A 13,172-nucleotide genomic window follows, 5' to 3' on the forward strand; every position below is an offset into this window, starting at 1 on the left:
TGCGCCTCGAGACCCGAAACGGGTTTCGAGGCGCAGGGCCAGCGGTGTTGGTGCTGTTAGACCTCGGTCGTCTCTTCGGACGGCAAGAACCACGGCGGGTAGACCGCGACCTTGGTGCGGTAGCCCGAGGGCTTGAGGATGGCCTTGACGGCATCCCGCACGCGGTCGTTCGAGACGCCGATCAGCACGATCTGCTCGAACGGGAACTCATCGCGCACAAGGAATTCAGCCCCGAGCAGCGCGCCGGCATCGGCGTTCTGACGCACGTGGTGCAGCAGACGCAGAGCCGAGTCGCGCGTCTCACCAAAACGGGTGCGCTCCAGCGCCGCGTCGGCATCCGTCACAACGATCGCCGCGTCGTTCTCGGCAACGTCGGCCGGGTGCAGCTCGGTGGCGTTCTTGACGGCGCTGACCAGAATGACGAAGTCGGTCGCCGCGGCATCTGTCGCCTTCTTGGTGAGGCGCGGGTCGAGCGAGTGCGAACGGATGCTCTCCCAGACGCTCGCATCAGGCGAGAGAAAGAAGGGCACATAGCTGGCGATGCTCTCGGTGTCGTCACCGGCGACGCGGGTGGTGCGGCGCCACTCCCGGTTGCCCTCCGACGACATGTCGAAGGCGGGGCGGGACTCGTCCCAGGCCTCGCTCGCGTCGGCGTACAGGGTGCCGCTTTCGAGGATGCTGGCCAGGTTCTTGATGTGGGTGAGGTGGTAGATCCGCTGGTCGCCGACCTTTACCGGGGCGGAACGCAGCGAAACGGTGGGCTTCAGCGCGCCACCCTTGGGAGCAACCGGTGCGGAGCGCAGGGTCGTCGGCGCCACCTTCTCGCGTGCCTTGCTGGCGCGCTGCGAAGGGTTCGAAACCACACGGGCTACATCAGGTACAGCTTGGGGAAAACAACTGGCACACAGTCCGTCGTCAAAGCCATGGATACATTCGTCGCTCACGGTAGTGCCTCTCCTGGGCGTGGCTCCAGTGACCTCGAAGTCCAAGATATGAAAACCACCTGTTAACGGTACGCGGGAAATGAGGCGTCCGTTTACCGTCAGAGGATTTCGCGCTGAGAAAAACGTGCGAATTGCGTGCAAGAACACCGTTCCGGTGGTCGAGCCTGTCGAGACCTGGTGACCAATTCCGTGCACGCGACGCACGTGTGAAGGTCGGCTCGCGGGGTCTCGAGACACGTGCTCGCTGCGCTCGCGCGCTCCTCGACCACCGAGACTGGCTACACCCCCGACTCGACCACCGAGACTGGCTACACCCCCGACTCGACCAGGGTGATGAACGCGCTCAGCTCGGCCACCCCGTCGGGCGTGACCGGCAGCCCCTCGGTGAGCGCCGGAGAGAAAACCAGGTAGGCCGCCCATTTGGCTCGCGAGATGGCCACGTTGAGCCGGTTCTTCATGATCAGGAACCCGAGACCGCGCGGCACATCGTCGGCCGAGGATGCCGCCAGGCTCACGATCGCAATCGCCGCTTCCTGCCCCTGGAACTTGTCGACGGTTCCCACCCGCACCGCGGCAAAACCCGCCGCGGCCAGGGCATCCCGCACCGTGTTCAGCTGGGCGTTGTACGGGGTGACCACGATCACGTCAGCCTCGGTCAGCGGGTCGGCCTCGCGGTGTTCGTGCGGGTCGGTCCACGGCGTGCCGAGCAGCGACTCGACGAGAGCGACCACCGCGGCGGCTTCTTCGGGTGATTCGACCGAGTTGCCGAGGTGCCGCACCGGCACGATGTGCAGGCCCGGCTCGATTCCGTCGAGGTGACGCAGCGCCGCGGCGGGGTGCGAGTGCAGCTCGCCCTCGTAGGAGAGGCGGGAGACCGGGGCGGTGACGGCGGGGTGCATCCGGCGACTCTCGGCCAGAAAGTAGCCGAGCGAGGTCGGCAGCACGTCGTGGCCGAAACTGACCCAGCCGAGCGCCGATTGGTCGATCGGCTCTGGGTGGGTGCCTTGGCTGACCTGCGGCAGCTGTTGCGGGTCGCCGAGCAGCAGCAGATTGTCGGCGGCGACACTGGCCGCGATCGTCGAGGCGAGCGAGAATTGGCCGGCTTCGTCGACGACGAGCAGGTCGAGGCTCTGCCGGGGCACCCGGGCCGGGTTGCTGAAATCCCACGCCGTGCCGCCGAGCACGAAGCCGGTGTCGGCGTTGTCGAGTCCGAAGAGCAGTTGGCCGTTCGGCGCGAGCACGGTGAACGGAGTCTCGTCGACATCGTCGAGGGGGTCATCTGCTGAGTCGGATGAACCGCTCGCCGCGGATGCTCCCGCCTCGCTGCTGGCCGTGCCCGTCTTCGCCACCTTGCCGACCAGGTCGCGGTTGAGACCGGCCTTCACCACGGCGCCGAGCAGGTTCTCGACGACGGCGTGCGATTGGGCGACAACCCCGATCTTCCAGCCGTGCTGCTGCACGAGCGCGGTGATCACGTGGGCGCCGAGATAGCTCTTGCCGGTTCCCGGCGGGCCCTGCACCGCCACATAGGAATGGTCGAGGTCGAGCAGGCTCGCCACGACAGCGTCGATCCGTTCGTTGCCGGCCGGGTCGTGCGGTGCCGGAGCGAGCATCCCCGAGCGGGTGCGCGGCGGCACCCGGCGCAGGATGTCGACCATCGGTTCGGCCGGCCACTCCGGCTGGGCGTCGACGATGGCCTGGGCCCACTCCTCGATGGCCGGCTTCTGCTGGCCGGCGGGCGGTGGAGCAGCGGGAGCGAGCGCGACGGGTTTCTGGCCGTGCTGGGCGGCATCCTTCGGCAGCGTCTCTTCGATCAGGTAGCTGCCGTCGTCGCTGACCTCGAGCACCTTCACGGTGCGCGCCGAGCGGGCGCCGGGCGACGCCCGCGGGTCGAGGTAGGGGCCGGGGTAGTCATAGAGCAGGTAGGGGCCGGCCTGGTCGCCCGGTTTGATGCTGCTGCCCGGAGCCAGCCGGCCCCAGACCCGGATCGTGCGGCGATCGGTGCGCTGGCGCCCCTCGCGGTACCAGTCCTGTTCGAGGTGGGCGCGTTCGATGCGCAGCACGTCGCGGGTGTCTTCCCATTCGTCGATCGGCTGGTCGAGCCGGGCGAAGTGGCCCCACCAGAAGCTTTTCTGCTCCCGCTGGTGGTAGTCGAGGGCGGCCGCGGCGAACGCGGCGGCGGTCTGATCATTGCTGCGATCCGGGTCGAGTGGGTCTCCGGCGAGCGCCAGCAATCCGTCGCGAAGCGGCGACGCGGGCAGCTCGCCCGGTTCGTCGTCGGTCGTGTCATGCAAGCCGACCGGGATGCCACCGGCCGCGGCCTGCTCGAGCAACCAGTCGCGCAGGCGCAACGTGGACACGCAGTCGTACCGGTTGTAGTCGGCAATCGAGTCGAGCATCCGTTGGGCTTCGACGCTGTCGCCGTGCGCCGCGAGCTCGCGGGCGTCGGCGTATTCGGTGATCGAGTCGGCCGCGTTGGTCACCTCGCCGCCGCGCAGCTCGTCTCCCATGTAGAGCGGTTCGAGTTTCTTGATCGAGTAGGAGCGGGAACCGACCCGCAGCGCCTTCCGCACCAACGGATAAAGGTCGACGAGGGCGCTGTCGCGCAGCAGCTGGTCGATCTCGTCTTCGCCGACTCCGTGCCGGGCGGCGATGCTGAGCAGATGCGTGCGTTCGTAGGCCGCGTAGTGGTAGATGTGCATGCCCGGAAACTGGGCCCGGCGGGCACGCAGGTAGTCGAGAAAGTCGCGCAGCGCCTGGCGTTCCTCGGCGAAGGTGTGCGCCCAGAAGGTGCGGAACGTGCCGTCGGGTTCGACCAGCCCGAACAGGTAGTCGAGCCCCCATTGCTGGGCGGCACCCTCGGTGTAGAGCGGATCGCCCTCGAAGTCGAAGAAGATGTCGCCCGGGTCGGGCGTCGGCAACGCGGCGAGCGCCGACGCGTTGTACACCTCGATCGGAGGGGCTTCACCGGGCACCGCGTTCATCTGCAGTTGAGCCTGCGTGCGGAGCGCCGCCAGAGTGTTCTCGGCGATCCCCTCGATCTGACCGCCTGTGGCGAGCTCCGCGGATGCGGCGAGCTCGTCGATCGAGCGGATTCCCGCCTGCACCAGCCGGGCACGCTGGGTGAGCCTGAGGCCGGCCACTAGGAGCAGGTCCCGGTGTTGCTGCACCTCTGCTTCACACGTCACGCACCGCCCACAGACCGTGTAGCGCGGGTCGCCCCAGGCCACCGGATTCTCGTCGGCAAGACGTTCACCGATCAGCTGCAGCAGGCGCTGCTTGCGCCGGCGATAGACCGGACGAATGTCGGCGAGCCGGTGCACGCTCACTCCCCCGTCGCCGAGCAGCAGCTCCACCGTGTCGGCCGGGCGCACGCCGATCAGTTCGAGCTGGTCGGCATAGGCAGCCAGCTGCAGCAGCGCCGTGACTTTCGCGCGGCGGGCCAGTTTGGTGTCTTGGATCAGGTAGCTGCCATCGGGTTGACGCACGATGAAGTCGGCGAAGCCGATGAAGGAGACGGCGCTGGCTTCTGCGGTCGTGTCCTCGGTTGCTCCCGCGCCGACCGCGCCGAATCCGTCGTCGAAGAACGTGGCCTGAAAGACCAGTTCGGCGCCGGAGGCGAATGCCGTGGCGGTGTCGACGGCCACCGCTTCGATGCCGTCGCGGTCCAGTTGCTCGGGACGCGCAATCTCGATGACACCGGCGCCCAGCTGGGCTCGGTAGCGTTCGAGCACCCGCAGTTCGTGGGCGTCGCCCAGTCGGGCGGTGCGGTCGAGCATGGCATCGACCGGGTCGGGTTCCGCATCTTTGTGGCCGAGCTTGGCGTCGAGTTTGCGCAAAAACGCGAACTCGCAGGCGGATGCCGCGGAGAGATCGCTGGCACTCGTGACCACGCTGCCGTCGAGCAAGAACATCGGGCCCACTTTCGATTGGTGATTCGAGCGTAGCGGCGACCTCCGACAGCAGCTGGGAAAGCACGCAGTACCCCCGGACCGCAAAGGGCCGGGACGACAGCGGTCGTCCCGGCCCAGTGAGTAGTTCCGAAGTTAGTTCAGGGTGGGCAGGGCGGACAGCTGCGTCAGCAGGTTGACCGTGCCGCTCACGGCGCCCACGACATAAAGGGCGACGGTCACAATGAGGGCAACCATCTTGTTCTCGGCATACCCGGCCAGCGGCAGGCCCTGCTTGTCACGGGTCGCGCCGGCAAGAACAATGATGAGGTCGATCAGGGCCCAGATTCCGAAACCGCCGAGCGTGATGAGCTTGAGGATGCCGGTGCCGACCTTGCCCAGGTAGAACCGGTCGATGCCGAGCGTGCCGAGCAGCATCGCGAGAAGCCAGGTCGCGACAAACGACTTCTGCGAAACGGGCTGGGCGGCGTAGCCGGGGGTTGCGGTCTGAGTGCTGTAGTCGGTCATCTCTGCTCCATCTGTTCAGTAGACGAGGAGAAGCTCGATGATCCCCCCGGATGTTTCTTATCAACGCTGACACCGTGCAGGTGCGTACGAACTTTAGCGGTGGGCGAGCTGTTGCGCCAAAAGATGTCGGGCACACGGCGGTCCCAGTCGTTTCGCTGGCGCCATGACTACGCTAAAACCATGGCCCACGAATTCGTTCACGAACCGGATGCCCGCCGCTACGCCCTGCGCATCGACGGCCAGCTAGCCTGCATTCTCGACTACTCGGTGAATGGCAACGCGATCGCGCTCACCCGCACGTTCACGCAGCCGCCGATGCGCGGTCACGGCTACGCCGGCGAGCTCGTCGAGTTCGGAATCAACGACATCGAGGCCAGCACGCCCTACCGCGTCGTACCCTCCTGCTGGTATGTCAGCGACTGGTTCGAGAAGAACCCCGAGCGCGTGGGGCTGCTCAGCCGCTAACGCCAACGTCGTCGCGAGCTGGGCATCCGCTTTTGCGAGCCGCCGCGTGCCGCATTCATCGCCGACGTCGGCGCATCGACCACCCGCCCGCGCCGAACCGGAGAGTAGCCTCGAGTGAGACGGGCGACCTCTCACCCACTACCGAGGACAGCGCGCCGCCCGGGATTGGTCACTATCACCATGAAGGCACTGCAGTACCGCACCATCGGGTCGCGTCCGGAAGTCGTTGACATTCCGATCCCTGAGGTCGGCCCGGGCCAGGTGCTCCTCAAAGTCACCGCGGCCGGTGTCTGCCACTCCGACGAATTCGTCATGAGCCTTCCCGCAGAGGCCTACACGTTCGGCCTGCCGCTCACCCTCGGCCACGAAGGCGCCGGCATCGTGCACGAGCTCGGCGCAGGCGTCACCCAGTTCGAGGTCGGCGATGCGGTTGCCGTCTACGGGCCGTGGGGCTGCGGCCGCTGTCACAACTGTGCGGCGGGCAAGGAGAATTACTGCAGCAATGCCGCAGCCGAGGGAATCGCCCCTCCCGGGCTCGGCGCCCCCGGCGCGATGGCCGAGTACATGCTGATCGACGACCCGCGACACCTGGTTCCGTTGGGCGATCTCGACCCGGTCGCCAATGTGTCTCTGACGGATGCCGGGCTCACCCCGTATCACGCCATCAAGAACTCGCTTCCGAAGCTCGGCGCCGGCACCACCGCCGTCGTGATCGGTACCGGCGGGCTCGGCCACGTCGGCATCCAGATTCTGCGCGCTCTGTCGGGCGCGACGATCATCGCCCTCGACGTGAACGAGGAGAAGTTGGCGCTGGCGCGCAAGGTCGGCGCACACCACGCCATCCTGAGCGACGCGGATGCCGTCGCCACGATCAAGGAGCTGACCGACGGGCTCGGCGCGAACGCAGTCTTCGACTTCGTCGGGATCCAGCCGACCGTCAACATTGCGGGCGCCGCGGTCGCGACCGAAGGCGATGTGACGATCGTCGGAATCGGCGGAGGCGCCCTGCCGGTCGGCTTCGGCGGAATCGCCTACGACGCCGCGGTGCGCGCTCCCTATTGGGGCAGCCGCAGCGAGCTGATCGAGGTGCTCGACATGGCACGCCGCGGTCAGCTTCATGTCGAGGTTGAGACGTTCTCGCTAGCGGATGCGCCGACCGCGTATGAGCGTCTGCACGCCGGAACGATCACGGGTCGCGCGGTGATTCTGCCGAACGGGTAGTCCGCGCGAGCTCTGCCCTCGAACGCGCTCTGAACTCGAACGAGCTCGGAGCACGAACGCGCTCGGAGCACGAACGCGCTCGGAGCACGAACGCGCTCGGAGCACGAACGCGCTCGGAGCACGTAAAGGAGGAGATTCTGCGCCACGCCGAGCCAACCTGTCAGGTTTGCGCGGGGTGTCGCCGAATCTCCTCCTTTGCGTAGTGTGCAGCGGTCTCAGTCGGCATCGCGAATCGGTGCCGTCCACGAGGCCGCGCCGCGCACGACCCCGTACGCAACTTCGGAGATTCTCGAGAATCGAGGTGAAATCGGGCCAGAACCGTTGGTTCTGGCCCGATTCGCCGAAGTTGTGCACGCGACCTCGACCAGAGGTCGGTCGGGCTCACCGCGCAGGCACGCTCAACACGTCCAGGGTGCGCTCGATACCAGCCTGATCTTCGTCTGAGAGCAACCGCGCAACACGGAGCACATCGGCCAGAGCCGGGAGATTCGCTCCCGCCCCAGTTGTTCCGACGGCCGCTGTGCCGCAGCAATTCGCGAGACGACCGATGACGGCGAGATCGGTCTCACCGGCCAGCTCGGCCGCGATCAGGCCGGCGCAATACGAGTCTCCGGCTCCCGTCGTGTCGACGACCAGCACGCGATGGGTGGGAACCTGCACCATGACGCCGTCGCGCAGGAGCAAGCTGCCGTCTGCGCCCTGTTTGATGGCGACGAGGGAGACTCCCAGCGCGGCCAACGCCTCGGCCGCACGCACGTCATCGCTGAACCCGGTGAGCTTCTGCGCCTCCGGAGACCCCACAATCACGGTGTCGACGAGAGCCATGAACCGGCACAGCGTCTCGGGGACCGCCGTGACAGGGTCGACCGGCACATCCAGTGAGACCGTGCCGCCACCGGCCCGCGTAATTTCTGCGGCACGGAACGCCGCCGTTCGCTGCGGATCACTGAGCAAGGCATAGCCCGACACGTGCAGGTGCCGAGCCGTCGACAACGCGGCGACCGGCAAGGCATCCGCCGAGTACTGCCCGCTCGCGCCCCGATAGGCCAGCATCGTGCGCTCCCCGTCGGGGGTGACCGCCACCACATTGAGCGAGGTCGGCTGGGTCGGGTCGCGCACAATGTGAGTCGGATCGATGCCCTCCTCGATGAGCTGCCCCACCGAAAAGTCACCCCATACGTCGGTGCCCACACAGCTGAGCAACGACGTCGGCAGACCCAACCGATGGATCATCAGAGCGCTGTTGGCCGCAGAACCACCGAACCCGAGGCGTTGTCGGTGCGCCACGCCATCCCCGCCCGGCGGCGGGAAGGCGGGGATGTCGAGGCCGAGATCGACGTTGAGGTCGCCGAGCACACACACCGAAGTCGCGCCGTTCACCGTGATCGTTCCTTTCGCGTTTCGTTCAGTTAGCCGAGTGCCGGTGCGAGATCGCCGATGAGATCGTCGGCAGCGTCAGCATCCGCACCATCTGCTGCAGCCGAACCCACCGCCCCGGCGATCGCCTGAGCGAAATCGTTGATGAGGTCCTGAGCGTTCTCAATGCCGACCGACACCCGGATCATGCCCTGCGTGATTCCCATCTCCAGGCGTTCTTCCTCTGAGATGTCCAAGAATGCCATCGTGGCCGGAATCTGCGTGACGGTGCGCACCCCGCCCAGGCTGGCCGCGAACGACGCGAGCTTGAGGCCCTTGCACACGGCTGCCGCCTCCTCGCCCGAGCCGACGCTGAAGGTCAGCATCGCACCCGACGAGTCGAACATCTCAGCGGCAAGGTCGAACTGCGGGTGAGAGGAGTGTCCCGGGTAGAAGATGCGGTTCACCGCCGGGTTCTGTTCCAGCCACGCGACGAGGGCCTTCGCGTTCTCCGTCATCCGTTCGACGCGCAACGGCAGCGTCTGGATGCCGCGCAGCAGCAACCAGGCGTTGAACGGCGACAGGGCGCCGCCGAGTTTGGTCAGCGTGCCCCAGCGCACCTGTTCGAGCCAGTCGGCGGGAAGGATGTCTGAGCGCAGCGTGATCACGCCACCCACCGCATCGTTGTGCCCACCGATGAACTTGGTCGCGCTCTCGACCACGATGTCGACGCCGAACTCGTGCGGGCGGCAGACCGCCGGGCTTGCGAAGGTGTTGTCGCAGATGAGCACGAGTCCGCGGCTGTGAGCGAGATCGCTCAGCGCACGCAGCGGCGCAACCTTCATCGTCGGGTTCGCGATGGTCTCGACGTAGATGGCCTTCGTGTTATCGGCGATGGCCGCGGCGACGGCGTCGACATCCGTTGAATCGACGAAGGTGACGGTGATGCCGAAGTCCTGAATGCGGTGGTCGAAGAACTCGTGGGTGGAGCTGTAGGTGGTGAGGTCGACGACGATGTGATCGCCGACTTTCAGCAGCCCGAAGATCGTGTGCGAGATAGCGGCCATGCCCGACGCCACCGAAAGTGCACTGTCGGCACCGTGCAATTCGGCCATCTGGTCGTCGAGTTTGTACTCGTTCGGGTTGCCGCACCGGCTGTAGATGTTCACATCGCGGCGGGCGCCGTCGACGACCTGGTCGTAGAGGTCGTCGGCGTACTGGTAGTTCGCCGACATGAAGATCGGGTAGCTGATCGATTGCGTGCTCTGCTCGGGCTCGTAGTAGACGGCGCGGCTGAAGATGCTCATCTTCTCGGATGCGGATGCGGAAGCGTCATTGCTCATTGAGAACTCCGTTTTCTGTTGCGTTGGTGCGTTGTGTTCGAAGGAAGAAAAGTGGGTCACTGTTTGACCGCGCCGCTGGTCAGACCGCCGATGACCTGGCGTTGGAAGATGACGTAGACCACGAATGATCCGAGCGCGGCGAGCAGGATCGCAGCCAGCAGCACCGGGTAGTTCGTCATGCGTTCGCCGACGAAGTCGGTCAGGCCGAGCGGCAGGGTCTTCTTGTCGGGACTGTTCAGCATCACCAGCGGGAAGAGGAAGTCGTTCCACACCCAGATGACATTGACGATGGCGGTGGTGAACATGGCCGGTTTGGCGATCGGCACCATCACCTTGAGAAACGTCGAAAACTCCGATGCCCCGTCGATCCGCGCGGCCTCAACCAGGTCGCGGGGAATCGTGGCGAAGAATCCGCGCATGATCAGCACCGAGACGGGAAGGTTGAATGCGACGGTCGGCAGGATGACGCCGAGGTAGGTGTCCATCAGGCCCATGTCGCGAATCGTGGCCACGAGTGGCACCAGCGCGATGTAGGCGGGGATCGCCATCCCGATGAGCATGATCAGCTCGACCGCGGGCATCCAGCGCGTTCTGAAAATGACGAACGCGTAGCCGGCCGCGGTGGCAATGACCACAGTGATCAGCACCGACGACAGCGTGACCAGCAGCGAGTTCGCGGCATAGAGCACGAGTTTGCCGTCGGCGAGCGCCTGCGCGTAGTTGTCCCATTCGAGCGCGGTGGGCAGGGTCCAGACGGATGCCTGGAACGCCGCGTTGGTTTTGAACGAGCTGTAGATCATCCAGACGAACGGGAAGAGCACAACCAGCAGGTGCACGGCCAAGACCCCGATGACGACGATCGCGCCCCAGCTCAGCGACACTCTCGGCTTCCGACGGCTGCCGCGCGGGGCAGCGCCCGTCGTCGCGCGGGCAGCCGCACGGGCGGATTCGGTTGTGGATGCAAGTGCGGTTGTCTGTGCAGTTGTCGGTGCGGTTGCAGTGCTCACAGTGCAGCTCCCTTCCCGCGGCGGCGGAAGATCCCGAGCACGAAGACTCCGATGACAACGGTGATCAGCAGTTGGGCGATGCCGATGGCCGAGGCGTAGCCGGCTTCGAAGTTTCCGAACCCGACCTTGAACAGATAGGTGGAGACGACATCCGTCGCGTTGCTCGGACCGCCCCGTGTCATCACGAAGATCAGTGAGAACGTCTTGAACGAGCTGACCACCGCGAGAAGGGTGGTGGCCTGCACGTTCGAGAGGATCATGGGCACGCTGATGCCGAAGAAGGTGCGGAAGTGCCCGGCGCCGTCGAGCGCTGCTGCTTCATACACCGACTCGTCGATGTCTTGGAAGGCGGCGACGAAGAGCAGGATGTAGAGCCCGAGGTAGGTCAGGTTCATCACGACGAGCACAGCCGGCATCGCGGTGTTTTTGTCGCCGAGCCAGCCCTGAGCAAGATCGCCGAGCCCGACCACGTTGAGAAAACCGTTGAGCAGACCGAAGTAGGGGTTGTAGACGAACGACCACAGCAACCCGATGCAAATCTCGCTGATGACGACCGGGATGACGTAGAGAAACATTGCCGCGCGCTTGAACCGGGGTACGACGCGCACCAGCCAGTAGGCGATGACCATGCCGAATCCGACTTGGAACAGCACCGCGGCGACGGCGATGAGTGCGTTGTTCTTCAGCGACGACCAGAAGACGGCGTCGCCGGCGAGGCGGGTGAAGTTGTCGAAGCCGATCCAGACCCGGGGCGAGAAGCCGTCCCAGGAGAAGAAGGAGAGCACACCGGCGGTCAGCAGCGGGTAGGCCACGAAGGCGAACAGGAATCCCAAGACCGGGGTCAAGAAGAGGATGGCGATGAGGGACTCGCGGCGCGCAGCCCGGCGACGACCTATTCGGCGGCGGTCAGGCTGCCGAGTCAGAGGTTGCTTCGAGGGCGCACCGCCATGACTGCGCTGGTCGGGCGCAGTCATGACGGAGGTGGTGGCCATGGTGGATCCTTACTTTCCGATTCCGGTCACTGTCTGGCTACTGTCCGGCTTTGACCGCGGACTCAATGGCGGCTGCCGCATCCTCGGCGCTGACCGAGCCATCGACCAGACCCTGCAGCGTCGTGTAGTAGGTCGTGGTGGCCTTGGGCGGCAGCGCGGTGTCGTAGAACGCGTCGAGGTGTCCGGCCTTCTCGATGAGATCGGTAACGACGCCCGAGAGCACGGGGCCGGCGACATCCGGGGTGGTCGCACCCTTCAGCGTCACCATCGTCTTGCGCACCTTCACGTACTCCTTCATGACGTCGGGGCTGGTCATGTACTTGAGGAAGTCGACGGCAGCCTCTTTGTCGGCGGGCTTGCTGGATGCTGCGAACGCGGCGGCGACGCCGGCGAGGACATCCGTTTGGTCGCCGGCCCCGCCCTTCATGCTGGGGAACGGGAAGTAGCCGAGGTCGAACCCGGCCGGGGCGTCGGCGGACATGCCGATCTGCCAGGTTCCGTTCAGCACCATCGCGGCCTGACCGTTGAGAAAGAGGATGTTGGCTTCCTGGTCGCTCATGCCGTTCGCCCCGGTGGGCAGATACTTCTTGTCGGCGAGGGTCTTGAGCACGTTCGCGGCTTCTGGGGCGTTCGGGCCGAAGGTGGCGTCGGGCTCCTTGTTCACGAAGTCGGTGACCACGCCGCTGCCCTGCTGGCGCATTTCGGCGTACTGGAACCAGAACGTGGCCGGCCAGCTGTCTTTGTTGCCGAGCGCGACGGGAACGATGCCATCTTTCGCGATGGTGTCGCTCAGGGTGAGGAACTCGTCCCACGTGGTCGGAACGGTCCAGCCCTTCTTCTCGAAGAGTGCCTTGTCGTACCAAATCGCTGCTGCGTCGATGTCGATGGGGGCGGCATACGCCGAGCCGTCGAACGAGACGGAGCTCATGGCGCTGGGGATGAAGCTGTCGCCCCAGCCGTCGGTGGCGAGGGCGTCGTCGAGGTTCATCACCTGTCCGCTGTCGACAAACGCCTTGAGGAAACCGCCGGGGAGCGTGTAGAAAACGTCAGGGGCGTGGCCGGTCGACATCGCGGTCTGCAGCTTGGTCTTGTACGACGACTGCTCGGCGGCGACCTCTTTGACGGTGATGTCCGGGTACTTCTTCTTGAAACCGTCGAGTGCCCAGTTGATGAATTCCACCTTGTCGGGCTGCCCGGCGTAGGCATGCCAGACCTCGAGGGTCTTCGAATCACCCGATGCTGCAGGCGCTGCTGCACCGCCCGCGCCGGCGCAGGCGGTCAGCCCGAAGAGCGAGGTGAGGGCCGCAACTGCGACGATGGATTTGAGGTAGCGAGACTTCATTGTGCACTCCCTTTGACAACACTGTCGGTACAAGTAGTATCACCATATACACCTCGTTCATAAAGTGGTAGCACTGCTTTTTGG

General features: G+C 65.6%; 10 protein-coding genes. 2 read left to right on the forward strand and 8 right to left on the reverse strand.

Going from position 1 to position 13,172, the window contains the following annotated elements; genetic code table 11:
- Positions 1–56 precede the first annotated feature (56 nt).
- From AB4Y63_RS05315 to AB4Y63_RS05325, 3 genes are all read right to left on the reverse strand, one after another.
- Complete coding sequence (locus AB4Y63_RS05315) at positions 57–863, reverse strand: DUF4433 domain-containing protein (protein WP_441790001.1); 807 nt, start codon at positions 861–863, stop codon at positions 57–59.
- A 389-nt stretch (positions 864–1,252) separates the two neighbouring features.
- Positions 1,253–4,858 carry a TM0106 family RecB-like putative nuclease gene (locus tag AB4Y63_RS05320; RefSeq protein ID WP_441790002.1) on the reverse strand — a complete coding sequence of 1,202 codons (3,606 nt, stop codon included), beginning with the start codon at positions 4,856–4,858 and terminating at the stop codon, positions 1,253–1,255.
- A 132-nt stretch (positions 4,859–4,990) separates the two neighbouring features.
- Positions 4,991–5,362, reverse strand: a complete 372-nt coding sequence (locus tag AB4Y63_RS05325; RefSeq protein WP_441790003.1) for a TM2 domain-containing protein — start codon at positions 5,360–5,362, stop codon at positions 4,991–4,993.
- A gap of 180 nt (positions 5,363–5,542) precedes the next feature.
- On the opposite strand from AB4Y63_RS05325, the gene AB4Y63_RS05330 reads away from it, so the two are divergent.
- Both AB4Y63_RS05330 and AB4Y63_RS05335 read left to right on the forward strand, forming a co-directional pair.
- Positions 5,543–5,827 (forward strand): GNAT family N-acetyltransferase, encoded by a 285-nt coding sequence (locus AB4Y63_RS05330; protein WP_441790004.1) that lies wholly within the window; start codon positions 5,543–5,545, stop codon positions 5,825–5,827.
- Positions 5,828–6,007: 180 nt separating this feature from the next.
- Entirely contained in the window at positions 6,008–7,048 is a 1,041-nt protein-coding gene (locus AB4Y63_RS05335) for an NAD(P)-dependent alcohol dehydrogenase (RefSeq protein WP_441790005.1), read from the forward strand.
- Positions 7,049–7,429: 381 nt separating this feature from the next.
- Here the strand turns inward: AB4Y63_RS05335 and AB4Y63_RS05340 are convergent, their stop codons facing one another.
- From AB4Y63_RS05340 to AB4Y63_RS05360, 5 genes are read right to left on the reverse strand one after another with little or no spacing between them, the layout of a single operon-like run.
- Complete coding sequence (locus AB4Y63_RS05340; RefSeq protein WP_441790006.1) at positions 7,430–8,428, reverse strand: carbohydrate kinase family protein; 999 nt, start codon at positions 8,426–8,428, stop codon at positions 7,430–7,432.
- Positions 8,429–8,457: 29 nt separating this feature from the next.
- Positions 8,458–9,747 (reverse strand): trans-sulfuration enzyme family protein, encoded by a 1,290-nt coding sequence (locus tag AB4Y63_RS05345; RefSeq protein WP_441790007.1) that lies wholly within the window; start codon positions 9,745–9,747, stop codon positions 8,458–8,460.
- Positions 9,748–9,803: 56 nt separating this feature from the next.
- Positions 9,804–10,754 carry a carbohydrate ABC transporter permease gene (locus tag AB4Y63_RS05350; protein ID WP_441790008.1) on the reverse strand — a complete coding sequence of 317 codons (951 nt, stop codon included), beginning with the start codon at positions 10,752–10,754 and terminating at the stop codon, positions 9,804–9,806.
- Positions 10,751–11,746: a carbohydrate ABC transporter permease gene (locus tag AB4Y63_RS05355; protein WP_441790009.1), complete on the reverse strand. Its 996-nt coding sequence runs from the start codon at positions 11,744–11,746 to the stop codon at positions 10,751–10,753. The genes AB4Y63_RS05350 and AB4Y63_RS05355 overlap by 4 nt, the downstream gene beginning before the upstream one ends.
- Positions 11,747–11,783: 37 nt before the next feature.
- Positions 11,784–13,088 carry an ABC transporter substrate-binding protein gene (locus AB4Y63_RS05360; RefSeq protein ID WP_441790010.1) on the reverse strand — a complete coding sequence of 435 codons (1,305 nt, stop codon included), beginning with the start codon at positions 13,086–13,088 and terminating at the stop codon, positions 11,784–11,786.
- Between the last annotated feature and the right edge of the window lie 84 nt (positions 13,089–13,172).

The sequence above is a fragment of the Leifsonia sp. YAF41 genome (genome assembly GCF_052113185.1).
In the GTDB taxonomy this organism is placed as follows: Bacteria; Actinomycetota; Actinomycetes; order Actinomycetales; family Microbacteriaceae; genus Cryobacterium.

What these genes read in the sequence shown, in the direction of transcription:
- AB4Y63_RS05320 (WP_441790002.1), bottom strand. Translation starts at nt 4,858, where the DNA reads ATGTTCTTGCTCGACGGCAGCGTGGTCACGAGTGCCAGCGATCTCTCC.
- AB4Y63_RS05325 (WP_441790003.1), bottom strand. Translation starts at nt 5,362, where the DNA reads ATGACCGACTACAGCACTCAGACCGCAACCCCCGGCTACGCCGCCCAG.
- AB4Y63_RS05330 (WP_441790004.1), top strand. Translation starts at nt 5,543, where the DNA reads ATGGCCCACGAATTCGTTCACGAACCGGATGCCCGCCGCTACGCCCTG.
- AB4Y63_RS05335 (WP_441790005.1), top strand. Translation starts at nt 6,008, where the DNA reads ATGAAGGCACTGCAGTACCGCACCATCGGGTCGCGTCCGGAAGTCGTT.
- AB4Y63_RS05345 (WP_441790007.1), bottom strand. Translation starts at nt 9,747, where the DNA reads ATGAGCAATGACGCTTCCGCATCCGCATCCGAGAAGATGAGCATCTTC.
- AB4Y63_RS05355 (WP_441790009.1), bottom strand. Translation starts at nt 11,746, where the DNA reads ATGGCCACCACCTCCGTCATGACTGCGCCCGACCAGCGCAGTCATGGC.
- AB4Y63_RS05360 (WP_441790010.1), bottom strand. Translation starts at nt 13,088, where the DNA reads ATGAAGTCTCGCTACCTCAAATCCATCGTCGCAGTTGCGGCCCTCACC.